General features: G+C 74.3%; 19 protein-coding genes. 13 read left to right on the top strand and 6 right to left on the bottom strand.

What is annotated here, in order from left to right; genetic code table 11:
- The first annotated feature begins 21 nt into the window (after positions 1-21).
- The 3 genes from ABZ815_RS35060 to ABZ815_RS35050 are packed head-to-tail and all read left to right on the top strand — an operon-like array spanning position 22 to position 2,674.
- Positions 22-909 carry a pentapeptide repeat-containing protein gene (locus ABZ815_RS35060; protein WP_357705496.1) on the top strand — a complete coding sequence of 296 codons (888 nt, stop codon included), beginning with the start codon at positions 22-24 and terminating at the stop codon, positions 907-909.
- A gap of 29 nt (positions 910-938) precedes the next feature.
- Positions 939-1,418, top strand: coding sequence for an Rrf2 family transcriptional regulator (locus ABZ815_RS35055; protein ID WP_357705495.1), 480 nt, complete (start codon positions 939-941; stop codon positions 1,416-1,418).
- Positions 1,419-1,462: 44 nt separating this feature from the next.
- Positions 1,463-2,674 (top strand): MFS transporter, encoded by a 1,212-nt coding sequence (locus ABZ815_RS35050; RefSeq protein ID WP_357705494.1) that lies wholly within the window; start codon positions 1,463-1,465, stop codon positions 2,672-2,674.
- A gap of 90 nt (positions 2,675-2,764) precedes the next feature.
- Here ABZ815_RS35050 and ABZ815_RS35045 read toward each other — a convergent pair whose 3' ends face one another.
- Entirely contained in the window at positions 2,765-3,526 is a 762-nt protein-coding gene (locus ABZ815_RS35045; RefSeq protein WP_357705493.1) for a hypothetical protein, read from the bottom strand.
- Positions 3,527-3,775: 249 nt separating this feature from the next.
- Positions 3,776-4,273 (bottom strand): MarR family transcriptional regulator, encoded by a 498-nt coding sequence (locus ABZ815_RS35040; RefSeq protein ID WP_357705492.1) that lies wholly within the window; start codon positions 4,271-4,273, stop codon positions 3,776-3,778.
- Positions 4,274-4,350: 77 nt separating this feature from the next.
- Here ABZ815_RS35040 and ABZ815_RS35035 point away from each other — a divergent pair, with 77 nt between their 5' ends.
- Entirely contained in the window at positions 4,351-5,259 is a 909-nt protein-coding gene (locus ABZ815_RS35035) for an EamA family transporter (RefSeq protein WP_357705491.1), read from the top strand.
- Between the two features lie 37 nt (positions 5,260-5,296).
- Positions 5,297-6,160: an SMP-30/gluconolactonase/LRE family protein gene (locus tag ABZ815_RS35030; protein ID WP_357705490.1), complete on the top strand. Its 864-nt coding sequence runs from the start codon at positions 5,297-5,299 to the stop codon at positions 6,158-6,160.
- A gap of 23 nt (positions 6,161-6,183) precedes the next feature.
- Here the strand turns inward: ABZ815_RS35030 and ABZ815_RS35025 are convergent, their stop codons facing one another.
- Positions 6,184-6,672: a DinB family protein gene (locus ABZ815_RS35025; protein WP_357705489.1), complete on the bottom strand. Its 489-nt coding sequence runs from the start codon at positions 6,670-6,672 to the stop codon at positions 6,184-6,186.
- Positions 6,673-6,739: 67 nt separating this feature from the next.
- Here ABZ815_RS35025 and ABZ815_RS35020 point away from each other — a divergent pair, with 67 nt between their 5' ends.
- The 8 genes from ABZ815_RS35020 to egtE all read left to right on the top strand — a co-directional run bounded on the left by ABZ815_RS35020 (position 6,740) and on the right by egtE (position 13,778).
- Positions 6,740-7,138, top strand: a complete 399-nt coding sequence (locus tag ABZ815_RS35020) for a VOC family protein (RefSeq protein WP_357705488.1) — start codon at positions 6,740-6,742, stop codon at positions 7,136-7,138.
- Between the two features lie 229 nt (positions 7,139-7,367).
- A complete protein-coding gene (locus ABZ815_RS35015) occupies positions 7,368-7,961 on the top strand; it encodes a sigma-70 family RNA polymerase sigma factor (protein ID WP_357705487.1) in 594 nt (197 codons plus the stop codon).
- Positions 7,962-8,001: 40 nt separating this feature from the next.
- Positions 8,002-8,247 carry an anti-sigma factor gene (locus ABZ815_RS35010; RefSeq protein ID WP_357705486.1) on the top strand — a complete coding sequence of 82 codons (246 nt, stop codon included), beginning with the start codon at positions 8,002-8,004 and terminating at the stop codon, positions 8,245-8,247.
- A gap of 90 nt (positions 8,248-8,337) precedes the next feature.
- The gene (egtA, locus tag ABZ815_RS35005; protein WP_357705485.1) at positions 8,338-9,603 is read left to right on the top strand and encodes an ergothioneine biosynthesis glutamate--cysteine ligase EgtA; all 1,266 of its coding nucleotides are present in this window, start codon (positions 8,338-8,340) and stop codon (positions 9,601-9,603) included.
- A complete protein-coding gene (gene egtB, locus ABZ815_RS35000; RefSeq protein WP_357705484.1) occupies positions 9,600-10,895 on the top strand; it encodes an ergothioneine biosynthesis protein EgtB in 1,296 nt (431 codons plus the stop codon). The genes egtA and egtB overlap by 4 nt, the downstream gene beginning before the upstream one ends.
- Positions 10,896-11,606: an ergothioneine biosynthesis protein EgtC gene (egtC, locus tag ABZ815_RS34995; RefSeq protein ID WP_357705483.1), complete on the top strand. Its 711-nt coding sequence runs from the start codon at positions 10,896-10,898 to the stop codon at positions 11,604-11,606.
- 19 nt (positions 11,607-11,625) lie between these two features.
- Positions 11,626-12,606, top strand: a complete 981-nt coding sequence (gene egtD / locus ABZ815_RS34990; protein ID WP_357705482.1) for an L-histidine N(alpha)-methyltransferase — start codon at positions 11,626-11,628, stop codon at positions 12,604-12,606.
- Positions 12,606-13,778 carry an ergothioneine biosynthesis PLP-dependent enzyme EgtE gene (gene egtE, locus ABZ815_RS34985; RefSeq protein WP_357705481.1) on the top strand — a complete coding sequence of 391 codons (1,173 nt, stop codon included), beginning with the start codon at positions 12,606-12,608 and terminating at the stop codon, positions 13,776-13,778. Before egtD ends, egtE begins: the two co-directional genes overlap by 1 nt.
- Here the strand turns inward: egtE and ABZ815_RS34980 are convergent.
- From ABZ815_RS34980 to ABZ815_RS34970, 3 genes are read right to left on the bottom strand one after another with little or no spacing between them, the layout of a single operon-like run.
- Positions 13,775-15,022, bottom strand: coding sequence for a cytochrome P450 (locus tag ABZ815_RS34980; RefSeq protein ID WP_357705480.1), 1,248 nt, complete (start codon positions 15,020-15,022; stop codon positions 13,775-13,777). The genes egtE and ABZ815_RS34980 overlap by 4 nt on opposite strands.
- A 16-nt stretch (positions 15,023-15,038) precedes the next feature.
- Positions 15,039-16,415 carry an FAD-dependent oxidoreductase gene (locus tag ABZ815_RS34975; protein WP_357705479.1) on the bottom strand — a complete coding sequence of 459 codons (1,377 nt, stop codon included), beginning with the start codon at positions 16,413-16,415 and terminating at the stop codon, positions 15,039-15,041.
- Positions 16,408-16,608, bottom strand: coding sequence for a ferredoxin (locus ABZ815_RS34970; RefSeq protein WP_357705478.1), 201 nt, complete (start codon positions 16,606-16,608; stop codon positions 16,408-16,410). The genes ABZ815_RS34975 and ABZ815_RS34970 overlap by 8 nt, the downstream gene beginning before the upstream one ends.
- Positions 16,609-16,672 lie beyond the last annotated feature (64 nt).

The raw sequence follows: 16,672 nt of genomic DNA, 5'->3' as shown, positions 1-16,672 counted from the left end.
CCCGTCGTGACAAGGAGAGCGTTGCCCGAGAGGAATCCGCGCGAGCTCGGCCTGCTGGCCGACTGCGAGAGCTGTTTCGCCCTGTGCTGCGTCGCCCTGCCGTTCGCCGCCTCGGCCGACTTCGCCGTCGCCAAGGACGCCGGCCGTCCCTGCGTCAACCTGCGCGACGACTTCCGCTGCGGCATCCACGCCCAGCTCCGGCAGCGCGGCTTCCCCGGCTGCACCGTCTTCGACTGCTTCGGCGCCGGGCAGAAGGTCTCCCAGGTCACCTTCGAGGGCCGCGACTGGCGTGCCGCGCCCGAGACGTCCGGGCAGATGTTCGCCGTGTTCCCGGTCATGCGGCAGCTCCACGAGCTGCTGTGGTACCTCGCCGAGGCGCTGACCCTCGACGCCGCCGCGGAGATCGCCCCCGAGCTGCGGGCGGCGTACGAGGCGACCGAGCGCCTGACCCGCGAGAGCCCCGGCGTCCTGGAGCGGCTCGACGTGGCCGCCCACCGGGGTGAGGTCAACACGCTGCTGCTGCGGACGAGCGAGCTGGTCAGGGCCGGTCGGCGGGGCAGGGAGCACCGCGGGGCCGACCTGATCGGCGCCAACCTCAAGGGCGCCGACCTGCGCGCGGCCAACCTGCGCGGCGCCTACCTCATCGGCGCGAACCTGCGCGGGGCCGACCTGCGCCTGGCCGACCTGATCGGCGCCGACCTGCGCGGCGCCGACCTGTCCGGGGCCGACCTCACCGGCTGCGTCTTCCTCACCCAGGCCCAGGTCAACGCGGCCAAGGGCACCCCCGCCACGAAACTGCCCGCCTCCCTGGCCCGCCCCGACCACTGGACGGCCACCGCCGGCGAGCCGGCGCCCCGCGGCCGCCGCGACAGGGCCGGCTCCCGTGGACGGCAGGGCCGCCGCGGCTGACCCGAAAGGGACATGTAGTATCCCCTTTCATGCGCATGGGTGAAGGCGTCGAATGGGGGCTCCACTGCTGCCTGGTGCTGGCGTGGCTGGAGGACGAGGCCCCGCTGCCCACCGGGCGGCTGGCGGCGCTGTTCGAGCTGCCGCCCGTGTACCTCAAGAAGCGGCTCCAGGCGCTGGTACGCGCGGGCGTCCTGGCCTCGGTGCCGGGCGCGCAGGGCGGGTTCAGGCTGGCCAGGCCGCCCGGCCGGATCACGCTCATGGACGTCGTGGCCGCGGTCGAGGGCCCGGACGAGGCGTTCAGGTGCACCGAGATCCGGCAGCGCGGCGCGGGGGCCGAGGCGCCCGCCCGCGAGTTCGCCCACCCCTGCGGGGTCGCGGCGGCCATGCGCCGGGCCGAGCTCGCCTGGCGGCGCGAGCTGGCCGCCCAGACCGTCGCCGACCTCATGGCCGCGGCTCCGGCGAACGCCCCTGACCGCGCGCGCCGCCACTACGAACGCCTTCGCGGCTGAATCCGACCCCGCCCACAGGGCGCACACGTTTAAGGAGAATCGGGATGTTGAATGTCCCGAATGAGACGGAGTCCCGGGGGCTCGCCCCGACGCTCGTGCTGGCGCTCGGGACGTTCGCGGTGGGCACGGACGCGTTCGTGGTCGCCGGATTCCTGCCGGACCTGGCCGCGTCGCTGGGCGTCACCGAGGGGGCGGCCGGGCAGTCGGTGACGGTGTTCGCCGCGGCGTACGCGGTGCTGTCGCCCGTCCTGGCCACCGTCGCCGCGCGGGTCCCGCGGCGGGTCCTGCTGGTCGCGGCGCTGGTCGTGCTCGGGCTGGCCAACCTGGGGTCGGCGCTGGCGCCGTCGTTCCCCGTGCTGGTGGTCACCCGGGTGCTGGCCGCGGCGGGGGCGGCGGCGTACACGCCGGGCGCGGGCGCGGTGGCGGCCGCTCTGGTGCGGCCCGAGCTGCGGGCGCGGGCGCTGGCCGTGGTGGTGGGCGGGCTGACGGTCGCGACGGCGCTCGGCGTGCCGCTCGGCGACCTGGCCGGCGAACGGCTCGGATGGCGGTACGCGCTCGGCGCGGTGGCCGTGGCCTGCCTGGCGGTCGCCGCCGGGGTGCGCGCCGTCATGCCGGTGCTGCCGGGCGCGCCGCCGGTGCCGCTGCGTGCCAGGCTGGACGTGCTGAGGCGCCCGGCGGTGACGGCCATCCTGCCGCTCACCGTGCTCGGGATGGCGGCCAGCTACACGGTCTACGCCTACAGCGCGCCCGCTCTGCGCGCCGTGGGCGTGGGGGGGACGGCGGGCCTGCTCTTCCTGTACGGGCTCGGCGCCGTCCTCGGCAACCTGGCCGCCGGGTACGCCACCGACCGGTGGGGCGCGCACCGGGTGCTCCCGGCCGCGTACCTGGTCATGGCCGTCAGCCTGGGGCTGCTCGGCTGGATGGCGGCGCCCGGCGCGGCGGCACCGTCCGGCGCGCTGTCCGGCATGCCGTCAGGCGTGCTGGTCGGGGTGCTGGTCCTGGCATGGGGCGCGAGCAGCTGGTGCCAGACGCCGCCGCAGCAGCACCGGCTCATCGCCGCCGCGCCCCGGGAGGCGCCGCTGGTGGTCTCGCTCAACTCCTCGGCGATCTACGCGGGGATCGGCGCGGGCACGCTGCTCGGCGGGCTCACGCTGCCGTCGGGCGCGGCCCTCACGTACGGGACCGGCGCGGCGCTGGCGGCCGTCGCCCTGGCGTACGCCCTGGCCACCCGCCACCGGGACCGGGACCGGCCATGACGACCACCGCGCCCTACTTGCCGGACCTTTCCGTGCTCTCGCCGGTCCCGGCGGGCTCGGCGGGCCGGTGGCCGGGCCGGGGGCGGTGGGTCAGCGTCTGCGTGGCCTGGTCTGTACGTCCGTCGGAACCTTGCGCGGCAACGACGGTCTCGTCAGGGGCTCAGTCGACGGCCCGTTCCAGTCCGGCCTCTTCACCTCTCCGCCGCCCTCGGCGGGATCGGCGCCGTCGAGGGACAGGATGCGGCCCTTGAAGGTGGGGTGCTTGGACTCCCAGTACCGCCAGCCCTCCACCCTGGCGGGCACGTTGGCTATCCCCGAGCCGACCTCGACGTTCCGGCAGTTGCCGAGCATCGACCAGGCCGACCAGCCGATGCGGTAGCCGAAAACGCGGTACCACATATTGCCGTACATCCCTTTGCTGATGGTCCGGCTGTATTCATGGCCAGCGAAAACCATATGCCGCTCTTCGAGGTGCGGCAGGCCCATCTTGCGTAGATTGCTTACTAGATCTCCGGTCGTGATCGAGGTTTGCCGCTCGTTCTCCGTCTCCCGGAACGCCCTCACTTCGTATTCCCGGGTCACCGTCACCGTGATGGTCCCGCCGGGGCCGTCAATGTAGCGGGTGCGGGGGATGAAGAAGTTTCTCGGCGAGAGGGAGTGGATTTTGAAGAAGGTGTGCTCGTCGCAGGGCCCGCCGTCGTCCGCGTGTGCCGCCGGAGGGACCAGGGCGAGGACGAGGGCCGTCGAGAGCGAACCCCGCGCGGCCGCTCGCGTCGTGGTGCGCCCAAGACGACGTGCTGTCGATCGGAAGGGGTTGATGACGGCTTTTGTTCGCCTATCGGGTGAGAACATGTACCGTTCCTTTCGGAATGTAGCCCAAAGTCGCCACCCGAACCCGTAGACCGGAATGCGGCCTTTCCGCGCGGCGAGCAGGGCATTTAGACCGGTACGATGTTTACACTTGCCCCGAATCGCTCATCGACGCCACACCGGAAACGCATTCCCGGTGACCGGCAAGATTCAGTCGCAGAAGTGCCATGATCGGAAGCGACGGCGTCCGTCACATCGATCAGGCGCCGGCGGGCCACCGCGCGGCCCGTGTCAGGGGGTGCTGTCGCCGAGGGATTCGAGCAGGTCGCGCAGGGTGGTGGCCAGTTGTTCGCGCCGCCGTCCGGTGAGCGCCGCCAGCAGCCGCTGCTCGGTCGCCAGGTGGTCGGGCAGCGCGCGGTCGACCAGCGCGAGCCCTTCGGCGGTGAGCGTCACGTGCACGCCGCGCCCGTCGGAGTCGCTGGGCGTACGCCGCACCAGCCCGCGCGACTCCAGCCGGTCGAGCCGCTGGGTGACGGCCCCGGAGGTGACCATGGAGGCGCGCATCAGGGCGGCGGGGGTCAGGCGGTGGGGCGGGTCGCAGCGCCGCAGCGTGGCCAGCACGTCGAACGAGGCCCGGTCGAGACCGTGCCCGGCGAACGTGCGGCTCAGCTCGGCGTCGATCAGCCGGGACAGCCGCGACAGCCGTCCGATCACCGCCATGGGGGAGACGTCCAGGTCAGGGCGTTGCGCGTGCCACTGCCTGAGGATGGAGTCAACCTGGTCAGCCACGTCCGCAGCCTACAAGTGTCTTAGCGGTGAGGAAAATCACCTGGCTGGAACGTCCGGAGTTGGGTTAATTTGTCTTAGTGCTAAGTAATCGAACGGGAACCGTTCTGCTGACCGCCCTCACGCCCGCCATCTGGGGGACCACCTATCTGATCACGACAGAACTGCTGCCGCCCGGCCGCCCCTTGCTGGCCGCGTTGATCCGGGCCCTGCCGGCCGGGCTGATCCTGATCGCGATCACCCGCCGGCTGCCCGAGGGGAACTGGTGGTGGCGCGCCCTGGTGCTCGGGGCGCTCAACATCGGATTGTTCTTCGCCTTGTTGTTCGTGGGCGCGTACCGGCTGCCCGGCGGGGTGGCCGCGACCGTCGGCGCCATCCAGCCGCTGCTGGTCGCGTTGTTGTCGGCGGGACTGCTGGGGGAGCGGGTGACCTGGCGCGTCGCGCTCGCCGCGGCGGCGGGCGTGGCCGGGGTGAGCCTGCTGGTGCTGCGCGCCGACGCCCGGCTCGACCTGCTGGGCGTGGCCGCCGCGCTGGGCGGCGCGGTGGTGATGGCGGTGGGGGTCGTGCTCAGCAAGCGCTGGAAGTCGCCCGCGCCGTTGCTGGCCACCACAGGCTGGCAGCTCACGGCCGGCGGCCTGCTGCTCGCCCCGGTCACGCTCCTCGTCGAGGGGCCGCCGCCCGCGCACCTGACCGGCGAGAACCTCGCCGGGTACGCCTACCTCGCGATCATCGGCTCGGCCCTGGCCTACACCCTGTGGTTCCGGGGCATCCGCGAGCTGTCGGCCACCAAGGTCACCTTCCTCGGCCTGCTCAGCCCCGTCGTCGCCACCGCGCTCGGCTGGCTGGTGCTCGGCCAGCGGCTCACGCTCGCGCAGGTGATCGGCGCGGTCGTCGTGCTCGCCGCCCTCGTCGTGGCGCAGCTCCAGCCCGTACGGCATCGCGCCGCGCCCGAGCCGCTGGCCCCCGTGCCCGCCGGCGACAAACGGTGATCGCGTACGCCGTTAGGATCGGGGCGAGGAGGCCGGTATGAGCATCAAGGCGTACCCCGTCACCGATCCGGTGGCCGAGCACGGCGAGGGGCCCGTGTGGTCCGGCCGCTGGGGCGGGCTGCGGTGGGTGGACATGCTCGCCGGCGACGTGCTCGCCCTCGACGAATCCGGCGGCGTGCGGCGGCGGCACGTGGGCGAGGTCGCCGCGGCCCTGCGCCCCCGCGTGTCCGGCGGCTACGTGGTCGCCGGCGAACGCGAGCTGCTGCTGGCCGACTCCGACAACCTCGACGCGCCGCTGCGCTCGCTCGGCCAGGCGTGGAGCGACCCCGGCGTGCGGATGAACGACGGCGGCTGCGACCCCCAGGGCCGCTTCTACATCGGCAGCATGCCCTACGACGAGACCCCCGGACGCGGCTCCCTCTACGTGGCCGGGCCGGACGGCGCGCTCAGCCCGGTGCTGACCGGCGTGACCGTCTCCAACGGCCTCGACTTCAGCCCTGACGAGAGCCTGGCCTACTACGCCGACACCGCCACCGGCCGGGTGGACGTCCTCGACCACGACCCGGCGGGCGGGCTCAGCGGGCGCCGGCCGTTCGTGACGATCGATCCCGCCCAGGGCGCGCCCGACGGGCTCACGGTCGACGCCGAGGGCGGCGTGTGGGTGGCGCTCTGGCAGGGGCACGCCGTGCACCGGTACACCCCCGACGGGCGGCTCGACGCCGTCGTCGGGCTGCCGGTCGGCAAGGTCACCGCGGTCACGTTCGGCGGCCCGAGCCTCGACCGGCTGTTCGTCACCACGTCGCGGCTCGGGGTCGACCCCCGGGAGCAGCCGGAGGCCGGGGCCCTGTTCGCGGCCGACCCCGGCGTGCGCGGCCGGCCGGTGCTGCCCGCCGCCCTGTGACGAGGGCGCCGGCCACGTGACGGTCAGCGGGGATGGTCGCCGGTGGCGCCGTCGATCAGCTCCCGCAGGATGTCCATGTGGCCCGCGTGCCGCACGGTGTCCTCGATCATGTGGATGAGCACCCAGCGCAGCGTCACCCGCTCGCCCGCCCACGAGGTGCCGGGCGTGTCGAGGGGGAGGTCGGAGATCGCCTTGTCGGCGGCCGCGCGGGCCCGGCCGTAGAAGGCGGCGATCTGCTCGGCGGTCTCCCGCTCGCCGATCTCGAAGTCGTCCTCGGGGGCGAACCACAGCGGCTCGGCCTCGCGGCCGAACGTCGAGCAGAACCAGCCGTACTCGACGGCGGCCAGGTGTTTGACGATGCCGAGCAGCGACGTGCCGGACGGCGTCATTGGCCGCCTGACCTGCTCCTCGCCGAGGCCCTGGAGCTTCCACACGACGACGTCGCGGTGCCGGTCGAGGCTGGCGTGCAGGCTCTCCTTCTCGCCACCGGACGGAGGCACTCTTCTTCCCATGCCCGCGACCGTAACAGCGTGGTCCGACACGTTGCCGCCGCGGGCCGGGGGCCGCGATACTCCGTGCATGATCGGTCATATCGGCATCAACGTCCCCGACATGCGGGCGGCCAAGGAATACTACGACGCCCTCCTGCCCCTCCTCGGCTACAAGGAGTTCTTCGACAGCGAGGAGGAGATCGGCTACATGCCGGCGGACGACAAGCCGGGCACGTACCTGTTCCTCTACCGCTCGCAGGAGCCCGGCGGCTACTCGCGGCACCGCACCGGGCTGCAACATCTGGCGTTCATGGTGCCCAGCCGGTCAGCGGTGGCGGAGGCGCACGCCCGGGCCGTGGAGCTCGGCTCGGAGGTGCTGCACGAGCCCAAGGAGTTCCCGGAGTACCCGCCGCCCTACCACGCCGCGTTCTGGCTCGACCCGCACGGCGTCATGCTGGAGGCCGTCTGCCACCACGACCGCGACTGACCTGCGGCGATCCCGGTCCCGCGCGGCTGGACGGCCTCCGCCGGGGAAGGTTCCCTGTCGGTGCCGCCGTACGACGTGCGGGCGCGGACCGGTGTGCGATCTTCAGGTACGAGGGGGCGAGGGCTAGCCTGGAGCGTGAGTCCCGCACGTGCCCGGCGGCCGGCCGGGCGTGGACGACGCGCGGCCCGATGTCATGATGTCCCCGACGCTCGACCGGGAGGAAACGATCGTGGGGCCTTTCGCGGGCGGTGGGCTGCCCCCGGACGACGTCGTCGTGGCGGCGTTGCGCGCCGGGGACGAGTCGATGTTCGCCGCGCTCCTCGACACCTGGTCACGGGGGATGTTGCGGGCGGCCAGGTCCTACGTGTCCACCGACGACTCGGCCGAGGAGGTCGTGCAGGACACGTGGCTGGCGGTCATCGGCGCCATCGACGGGTTCGAGGGGCGCTCCTCGGTCAAGACGTGGGTCTACCGCATCCTGGTCAACACCGCCAAGAAGCGCGGCCTGCGGGAGAGCCGCACGCTGCCGTGGAGCGCGTTCGAGCCGCCGGCCGGGCCGGCCCAGAAGGAGCACGGCCCCACGCCGGAGGGCGCGGTGCTGGCCTCGGAGGCCCGCGGCCTCATCGGGGAGGCGCTGGCCGGGCTGCCGCCCCGGCAGCGGGTCGTGATCACGCTGCGTGACCTGGAGGGATGCACGTCCGAGGAGGTTTGCGAGATCCTGGAGATCTCGGCCGCCAACCAACGAGTGCTCCTGCACCGGGCAAGGGCCACGGTCCGGGACCGGCTCGAAGGCTACTACCAGTCCGTGAAGCGGTCAGAATAGGTTAAACGGTTCAACGTTCAGAGGTGAGGCGGTCAACGTCGTGAAGCGGTTCACGTGCGACGAGCTGGTGGAACTCATCACCGCCTATCTTGACGACGCTCTTGACCGGCCCGAACGTGAGGGGTTCGAGGCGCATGCGGCGTCCTGCGCCGACTGCGGGCGGCAGCTCGACCAGTTCCGCGAGACCATCCGGGCCCTCGGCCAGTTCCCGCCGGAGCGCAAGCTGTCCGACGGCACCCGCGACCGCCTGATGTCCGCCTTCAGGGCCCGCCGCCATCGAGGGTGACGCTCCCTCGCGAAGGGTGCGAAAGGGGCAAATTTAGGCGGATCATCAGATTTCGCGTAACGCTGGCGGGCCTCGCGGGTCTGTATCCACATGCGCCACGCGATGACCGGCCCGGTGGCCGGCGGGTCCGGCGCCTCGGAAGCGGCCGGCCGGCCGCTGCGGGGCGTGCCGGAGGTCGAGGAGTTCGCACGCAGGTGCTTCGCCCCCGCCCCGGGCGACCGGGTGGGGGCCGAGCTGGAGTTCCTGGTCTTCGACCGGGCGGACCCGGCGCGGCAGGTGCCGATGGGCCGGGTCGAGCGGGCCGTCCCGGCACTGGCCGGCGGGAGCCGGGTGACGTACGAGCCGGGCGGCCAGATCGAGCTGTCGGGCCCGGCCGGGCCGCTCGCCGAGGCCGTCGGGCGGCTGGCCGCCGACGTCGCCGCCGTACGCGCGGCGCTCGGGCGGGAGGGGCTGGTGCTGGCCGGGGTGGGGCTCGACCCGCTGCGCCCGGCCCGGCGGCAGCTCCGCCAGCCGCGCTACGACGCCATGGCCGAGTTCCTGGGCCGCCCGTACGGGCCGCTGATGATGTGCTCGACCGCGTCCGTCCAGGTCAACGTGGACCTGGGGGAACGGCCGGCGGCCCGGTGGGAGCGTGCCCGGCTGCTCGCGCCCGTCCTGACCGCGGCCTTCGCCAACTCGCCGCTGAGCCACGGACGCCCCTGTGGCTGGATGTCGGGCCGCCAGGCCGTCTGGGAGAACCTGGACCCGACCCGCACCGCCCCCGTCGACGGCTCCGGCGACCCGGCGGCGGCCTGGGCGGCGTACCTGCTCGACGCCCGGCTCATGCTCGTCCGCGAGGACGAGCGCCGCTACCGCGCGGTCGGCGACGGCTCGACCTTCCGCGACTGGCTCGACGGTGCGGGCGAGCGCCCGCCCACCCCCGACGACCTGGCCTACCACGCCACCACGCTCTTCCCGCCGGTCCGGCCGCGCGGCTGGCTGGAGATCCGCTACCTCGACGCCCAGCACCCCGACGACTGGCCGGTGTGCGTCGCGGTCACCCACGCGCTGATCACCGACGACCGCGCCGCCGACGCCGCCCTGGCGGCCGCCGAGCCCGTCGCGGACCTGGCGGAGGTGGCCGCCAGGTGCGGCCTGACCGACCCGCGGCTCGCCCGCGCCGCCGAGGCCGCCTTCCGCGCCGCCGTCGAGGCGCTGCCCCGGCTCGGCGTGCCCCCCGGCCTGGCCGCCGAGGTGTCCGGCTTCGCCGCCCGGTACGTGAGCGCGGGCCGCTCCCCGGCGGCCGACCTGATGGACCTGATGACGGACCCGGTACGGCGGCTGCCGGCCTGGTTGAGCGGAGAAGGACGGGCATGAACGACATCAAGCAGCGCATCGCCGCCGAGCTGACCGCGGTACGCGACCGTTCGCTGACCTACACCGAGGCCGAGGACGACCTGCTGCTGCGCCAGCACTCCCCGCTGATGTCGCCGCTGGTGTGGGACCTCGCGCACGTCGGCAACTACGAGGAGCTGTGGGTGCTGCGCGAGGCCGCCGGGATCACGCCGCTGCGCCCCGAGATCGACGACATCTACGACGCCTTCAAACACCCCCGCAAGGACCGTCCCACCCTGCCGATCCTCGGCCCGGAGGAGGCCAGGAAGTACATCGGCGGCGTACGCGGACGGGTGCTCGACGTCCTGGACGCGATCGACCTGGAGTCCGCCGCGCCGCTGCACCGCGACGGGTTCGTGTTCGGCCTGGTCATCCAGCACGAGCACCAGCACGACGAGACGATGCTGGCCACCTGGCAGCTGTCCGGGCAGCCCGGCCTGATCCGCGACGGCGACCTGCCGCCGGGCCGCGCCGCCGGCTCCGACGAGGTGCACGTCCCCGCCGGACCCTTCCAGATGGGCACCGGCACCCTGCCCTGGGCCTACGACAACGAACGCCCCGCCCACCAGGTCGACCTGCCCGCCTACTGGATCGACCGGCTGCCGGTCGGCAACGCCGCCTACGCCGCGTTCGTCGACTCCGGCGGCTATGACGACCCGCGCTGGTGGCACCCGGACGGCTGGCGCTGGCGGCAGCGGAGCGGAGTGGCCGCGCCGCTGTTCTGGACCCGCGACGGCGGCACCTGGTGGCGCACCCGATTCGGCCGCGCCGAGCCGGTCCCGATGGACGAGCCGGTCCAGCACGTGAGCTGGTACGAGGCCGACGCCTACGCCCGCTGGGCGGGCCGGCGGCTGCCGACCGAGGCCGAGTGGGAGAAGGCCTGCGGCTGGGACCCGGCGGCCGGACGGGCCCGCAAGTACCCGTGGGGCGACGAGGATCCCCGTCCGGACCTGGCCAACCTCGGTCACCGCGCGGCCCGGCCGGCCCCGCTGGGCGCCTATCCGGCCGGGGCGAGCGCGTACGGGGCCGAGCAGATGGTCGGCGACGTGTGGGAGTGGACCGGGTCGTGGTTCCAGCCCTATCCCGGATTCCGCAGCTTCCCGTACAAGGAGTACAGCGAGGTCTTCTTCGGGCAGGAGTACCGGGTGCTGCGCGGCGGCTCGTGGGCGGCCGACCCGGCGGCGGTGCGGACGACGTTCCGGAACTGGGACTACCCGATCAGGCGGCAGATCTTCACCGGTTTCCGCTGCGCCCGCGACGCCGAGCGGGCCTAGATGTGCCGGCACGCCGCCTGGCTGGGCGCCCCGCGCGCGCTGACCACGCTGATCCACGAGCCGGAGCACGGCCTGCTCGCCCAGTCGTACGCGCCCCGGCGGCAGCGCCACGGCACGGTCAACGCCGACGGCTACGGCATGGCCTGGTACGACCCGGCCAGGACCGAGCCCGTGCGCTACCGCCGCGCGATCCCCATCTGGGCCGACGCCAACCTGCCCGCGCTCGCCGAGATCGCCCGCTCCCACTGCCTGCTGGCGGCCGTGCGGTGCGCCACGACCGGCATGCCGGTCGAGGAGAGCGCCACCGCGCCGTTCGCCGGGGGCGGCTGGCTGCTCAGCCACAACGGCCGGGTCGAGCGCGACGCGGTCATGGACCTGGCCGACGACCTGCCCGAGAGCCCCTGCGACTCGGCCTGGCTGGCCGCCGCCGTGTTCGCCCGCGGGAGCGCGGGGCTCGGCCTGGCCGCGGCGCTGGCCGACGTCGTCGTGCGCGCGGGGGAGAAGGACCCCGCCGCCCGCCTGAACCTGCTCGCCTGCGACGGCACCGCGCTCGCCGCGACCGTCTGGGGCGACACCCTCTTCTTCCATGCCGACCAGGACGGCGTGTACGTGGCCAGCGAGCCGCTGGACGACCGGCCGGGCTGGCAGGCGGTGCCCGATCGCAGCCTGTTGACCGCCACGCCGGGCGACGTACGCGTCCAGCCGTTGTGACCTTCTGAAGGAGGATCTCGTGCCCGTCACCCAGCCGACCGTCCGTGTGATCAACCATCTTGACCCCGGCTACCTGCGCCAGGCGCTCGAACACGACGTCAGGACCGGGCTGACGGCCACGCCGAAGTGGCTGCCGCCCAAGTGGTTCTACGACGAGGCGGGCAGCGACCTGTTCTCGCGCATCACCCGGTTGCCCGAGTACTACCCGACCCGCCGCGAACTGACGATCCTGCGCGCGCGGGCGGGCGAGATCGCCGCGGCGAGCGGCGCCGACACGCTGGTCGAGCTGGGGTCGGGCACGAGCGAGAAGACCGTGATCCTGCTGGACGCGCTCACCGCGGCGGGCACGCTGCGCGCCTACACGCCGGTGGACGTGGACGCCGTCACGCTGGAGGCGGCCGCGCGCCGGCTGGGCGGCCGTTACTCCGGGCTGGAGGTGCGGCCGGTGTGCGCCGACTTCGAGCGGCACCTGCGGCTGCTGCCGCGCTCGGGCAGGCGCATGGTGGCCTTCCTCGGCGGTACGATCGGCAACCTCGAACCGGCCGCCCGCCAGGTGTTCCTCAAGGAACTGCGCGCCACCCTGCGGCCCGGCGACACGTTCCTGCTCGGCGCCGACCTGGTCAAGGACACTGCGCGGCTGGTCGCCGCCTACGACGACGCCGCCGGGGTGACGGCCGCGTTCAACAGGAACGTCCTGCGCGTGGTGAACCGGGAGCTGGCGGCCGGGTTCGAGCCGGAGGCGTTCGAGCACGTCGCCCTGTACGACGAGCGCAACGAGTGGATCGAGATGCGGCTGCGGGCCACCCGGGACATGCGGGTGCCGGTCGGCGCGCTCGGGCTGACGGTGGACTTCACCGCGGGGGAGGAGATGCGGACCGAGATCAGCGCCAAGTTCCGGCTGGAGCCGCTGGGGGAGGAGCTGGCCGCGGCCGGGTTCACCGTCCTGCGCTCGTGGACCGACCCCGACGGCGACTTCGGGCTGCTGCTGGCCGGTACGTGATGGCCGAACACCGGCGGGCCGCTGCCGGCCGGTACGTGATCGCCGAACGCTGGCGGGCCGCGCGCTCGGCCGGGCCGCCCGGCCACCTCGACGCGGCCGGCTGCAACGTGCCCAGCGACCGCGTGCTGGCCGCGACGGTCGAGCACCTGGAACGGGAACGCGAGCGCGGCGGGTACGCCGCCGTGCCCGGCCTCACCGCGCCCAGGTCCGCGCTGGCCGCCCTGACCGGCGCGGCCGCCGCCGACGTCGCCTTCCTGGAGAGCGGCACGGCCGCGATGGCGGCGCTGCTCGGCGGCTGGCGCCTGCCGCCGGGCGCCCGGGTCGGCTTCACCCGCTCGGAGTACGGCAGCACGCTCATGCTGTTGCGCCGCCTGGCCGCCGAGCGCGGCTGGACCCTCGCCGAGCTGCCCGCCGACGACGACGCCCGCCTCGACCTCGACGCCCTGTCCGCCGCCCTGCGCCGCGGCCTGGACCTGGTCACCCTTCCGCACCTGCCCTCCCACCGGGGGACCGCGCAGCCGGTCAGGGAGATCGGCCGCCTGTGCCGGGAGGCCGGCGTGCCCCTCGTCCTGGACGTGTGCCAGTCGCTCGGCCACCTGGACGTCACCGGCGCGCGGGCCACCGCCTACGTCGGCACCTCCCGCAAGTGGCTGGCCGGGCCGCGCGGCGTCGGCTTCCTCATCGTGCCCGGCCTCACCGAGGAGATGGACGCGGCGGCCCCCACGCTCGGCGGTCACGTATGGCTGGACGACCCGCCGCGCACCGGGCCGCTGCCCGGGGCCGCGCGCTACGAGAGCGCCGAGTCGGCGGTCGCGGCGCGGGTCGGCCTCGGCGTCGCCGTCCTGGAGCACCAAGACCTGGGGCCGGACGCGGTCCGCGGCCACCTCGCCGACCTGGGCGCGACGGCCCGGCGCACGCTCGACGGCCGGGGCGGCTGGCGGGTGGTGGAGCCGTACGACGAGCCGACGGCCGTCGTCACCCTGCGCCCGCCCGACGGCGGCGACGCCGCCAGGACCGCGGCGGCGGCGGCCGGGGCGGGCCTGCTGGTGGGCGTCGCGCCGGTCGCCCGCGCCCCGCTCGACCTGCGCGAGCCGGTACTGCGCGTCTCCCCGCCGCCGGGCACCCGGCAGGAGACGTTGGACGCCCTGGCCCGCCTCCTTGAGGGGCACTAGAGCAGGCGGGCGAAGCCCACCGTCAGGTGCGCGGGGCCGCGCAGTGACGCGCTGTGCCGGTACGGCGGCGGGTCGGCGGCCAGTTCCGGCCCGACCAGCCGGGTCACCAGCGCCCCCAGCGCGGCCCGCGCCTCGATCCGGGCCAGCGGCGCCCCCACGCAGTAGTGGACGCCTCCGCCGAACCCCAGGTGCTGGTTGTCCCGGCGCGCCGGGTCGAAGCGGTCGGCGCCGGGGAAGCGGGCCTGGTCCCGGCTGCCCGAGGCCAGCAGCAGCGCCACGTCCGCGCCCTGGGGGATGGTGACCCCGGCGATCTCGATGTCGGCCAGCGTCGTGCGGGTGCGGAACTGCACCGGCGGGTCGTAGCGCAGCACCTCCTCGACGGCCGGCACGATCAGCGCGGGGTCGGCGCGCAGCCGCGCCAGCGCCTCCGGGTTGCGCAGGAACGTCAGCATGCCGTTGGTGATCAGGTTGACGGTCGTCTCGTGACCGGCGATGAGCAGCAGGGCCATCGTCGCGATGATCTCCTGGGGATCCATCCGCTCGGCCTCGCCGTCGGTGAGCAGCGCCGACAGCAGGTCGTCCGACGGGCGGGCGCGCCGCTCTCCGGCCAGGCCGACCAGGTACGCGCGCAGCTCCGGCGCGGCGGCCTCGGCCTGCCGCACCTCCTCCTCCGACAGCCCCTCGGGCGGGTCCAGCGTACGGGCCAGCGCCGAGGCCCAGCCGTGGAAGCGCGGCTCGTCCTCCTTGGGCACGCCGAGCAGCTCGCAGATCACCGTGACCGGCAGCGGGTAGGCCAAATCGTCCACCACGTCCATGGAGTCGGAGCCGGCGCGGCGGTCGAGCAGCTCGGCCACCAGCGACACCACGTCCTCACCGAGCCGGTTGATCCGCTCGGGGGTGAAGTGCCGCATGACGATCCGCCGCAGCCGGTCGTGGTCGGGCGGGTCGAGGAAGATGAACGCCGGTTTCCGCGAGTCCTGCCCGTCCTCGGCGTTCTGGGCGGCCATGAGCCTGCCGGAGGCGCCGAACGAGCCGGAGCCGCTCCTGCTCTTGCGCTCGTCGGAGCTGATCCGCGGGTCGTGCAGCAGCGAGACGATCTCGGCGTACGTGCTCACCGCGTACAGGTCGTCCCCCTGGCGGGCGACGGGCGTCTCGCGCATCCGGGCGTACAGCGGGTACGGGTCCGGGCGGCTCGCCTCGTCCAGGACCTGCGCGAACAGGCTCTGCGTCACCTGGTGGGCCATGGTCGTCCTCCGGCTCTCATTCCAGCGGCGGCGCGGTCAGCGGCGAGCGGGGGTCGCGCTCGCGCGGCACCTCGCGCGCGGTCGGGCCGGGCCCGGTCACCGCGGCCGTCGGGCTGTGGGTGGACTGGCCGTCCACGGCGAGGCCGGCGGGCACCGGGAGCAGCGCGCGCGGCCCGTCGGCGGCCCGCAGGTCGGGTGGGAAGGGCGCGGCCGCCTCGATGAGGTCGGCGTAGGCGGGCAGCGCGCGCGGCGCGTCCACCGCGACCGCCGCCACGCACCGGCCCTGGCGGCCGAAACAGGCCACGAAGCGGCGCTCGGCCACCGAACCCTGCGTGACCACCACCTCGTCGGCGATCGTCGGCAGCCCGACGGACTTGATGCTGACGCCGAACTGGTAGGACCAGAACGCGGGCAGCCCCCGGTGCGGGCGCGGCCGGTCGGCGACCATGTTGTGCGCGGCCGTGGACGCCTGGCGCACCGCGTTGTCCCAGTGCTCCACGGCCAGCAGCAGGCCGTCGTAGTGCGGGTGCGGCCAGCGGGCCACGTCCCCGGCCACGAAGACGTCGGAGGTGACGATCGCGTCGGCGTCGAAGGCCCGGCAGGCGGCGTCGCACACCACCCCGCGCGGGTCGGCCGCCAGGCCCGACCCGGCCAGCCACTCGGTGTTGCGGACGGCCCCGAGCGCCACCACCGCGACCTCGACCGGCAGCACGTCGCCGTCGGACAGGTGAGCGGCGCGCAGCCGGCCGTCCGCGTCGCCCTCCAGGGCCATGACCGTGGTGTTCACCCGCAGGTCCACGCCGTGCTCGCGGTGCAGCCGGGCGGCCACGCTCCCGGCCGCCGCGCCCAGGGCGCCGGCCAGCGGGGCCGGGCCGCGTTCCGCGACCGTCACGGCCAGGCCCATCTCGCGGCAGACGGAGGCGATCTCCGAGCCGGTGAACCCGCCGCCGATGACCAGCACCCGGCTCGGCCCGGCGGCGAGCGCGGCCTGAAGGCTCGCCGCGTCGTCGCGTCCGCGCAGCGTGAAGACGCCGTCCAGGGCCGCCTCGGCGGGGTCCGGCCAGGGCCGCGCCCGGGTGCCGGTGGCGATCAGCACCCGGTCGAAGCCGATCTCCCGCCCGCCGGACAGGCGTACCTGGCGGGTGCGCAGGTCCAGGCCGGTGGCGGGCTCGCCGAGCAGCCAGCGCGCCCGCAGGTCCTCGGCCATGACGAGCGCGGTGTGCGCGGGCGAGGCCCGTCCGGCCAGCACCTGCTTGGACAGCGGCGGCCGGTCGTAGGGCTCGTACGGCTCGTCGCCGATCAGGGTGAGCTCCCCGGTGAAGCCCTCGGCGCGCAGCGTCTCGGCGGCCCGCAGCCCGGCCAGCGAGGCGCCGACGATCACCGCGCTACGCACGGTCGTCCGGCGAGTAGCTGATCGCCTGCACCGGGCAGGCCGCGGCGGCCTCCCGTACCTGCTCGCGCATCGCGTCGGCGGGGGCGTAGTCGTACTCGAGTGACTCGGCGCCGTGGAAGCGGAAGACCGCCGGCGCCGCGAACACGCACTGCCCGTAGCTCAGGCAGCGGTTCAGATCGACGAGCACTCTCATGTCCGCCACGTTACGAACGGCTGCTCCAGCCACGTTCCAACCTGATCCCAAGTTTTCCTGATTT

The organism is Nonomuraea sp. NPDC047529 (assembly GCF_040642995.1).
GTDB lineage: Bacteria > Actinomycetota > Actinomycetes > Streptosporangiales > Streptosporangiaceae > Nonomuraea.
This window is presented reverse-complemented; position numbering and strand designations above follow the sequence as displayed.

Coding starts and splice junctions, on each gene's coding strand:
- ABZ815_RS35055 (WP_357705495.1), top strand. CDS start 939: ATGCGCATGGGTGAAGGCGTCGAATGGGGGCTCCACTGCTGCCTGGTG.
- ABZ815_RS35050 (WP_357705494.1), top strand. CDS start 1,463: ATGTTGAATGTCCCGAATGAGACGGAGTCCCGGGGGCTCGCCCCGACG.
- ABZ815_RS35045 (WP_357705493.1), bottom strand. CDS start 3,526: ATGTTCTCACCCGATAGGCGAACAAAAGCCGTCATCAACCCCTTCCGA.
- ABZ815_RS35030 (WP_357705490.1), top strand. CDS start 5,297: ATGAGCATCAAGGCGTACCCCGTCACCGATCCGGTGGCCGAGCACGGC.
- ABZ815_RS35025 (WP_357705489.1), bottom strand. CDS start 6,672: ATGGGAAGAAGAGTGCCTCCGTCCGGTGGCGAGAAGGAGAGCCTGCAC.
- ABZ815_RS35020 (WP_357705488.1), top strand. CDS start 6,740: ATGATCGGTCATATCGGCATCAACGTCCCCGACATGCGGGCGGCCAAG.
- egtA (WP_357705485.1), top strand. CDS start 8,338: ATGCGCCACGCGATGACCGGCCCGGTGGCCGGCGGGTCCGGCGCCTCG.
- egtB (WP_357705484.1), top strand. CDS start 9,600: ATGAACGACATCAAGCAGCGCATCGCCGCCGAGCTGACCGCGGTACGC.
- egtC (WP_357705483.1), top strand. CDS start 10,896: ATGTGCCGGCACGCCGCCTGGCTGGGCGCCCCGCGCGCGCTGACCACG.
- egtE (WP_357705481.1), top strand. CDS start 12,606: ATGGCCGAACACCGGCGGGCCGCTGCCGGCCGGTACGTGATCGCCGAA.
- ABZ815_RS34980 (WP_357705480.1), bottom strand. CDS start 15,022: ATGGCCCACCAGGTGACGCAGAGCCTGTTCGCGCAGGTCCTGGACGAG.
- ABZ815_RS34970 (WP_357705478.1), bottom strand. CDS start 16,608: ATGAGAGTGCTCGTCGATCTGAACCGCTGCCTGAGCTACGGGCAGTGC.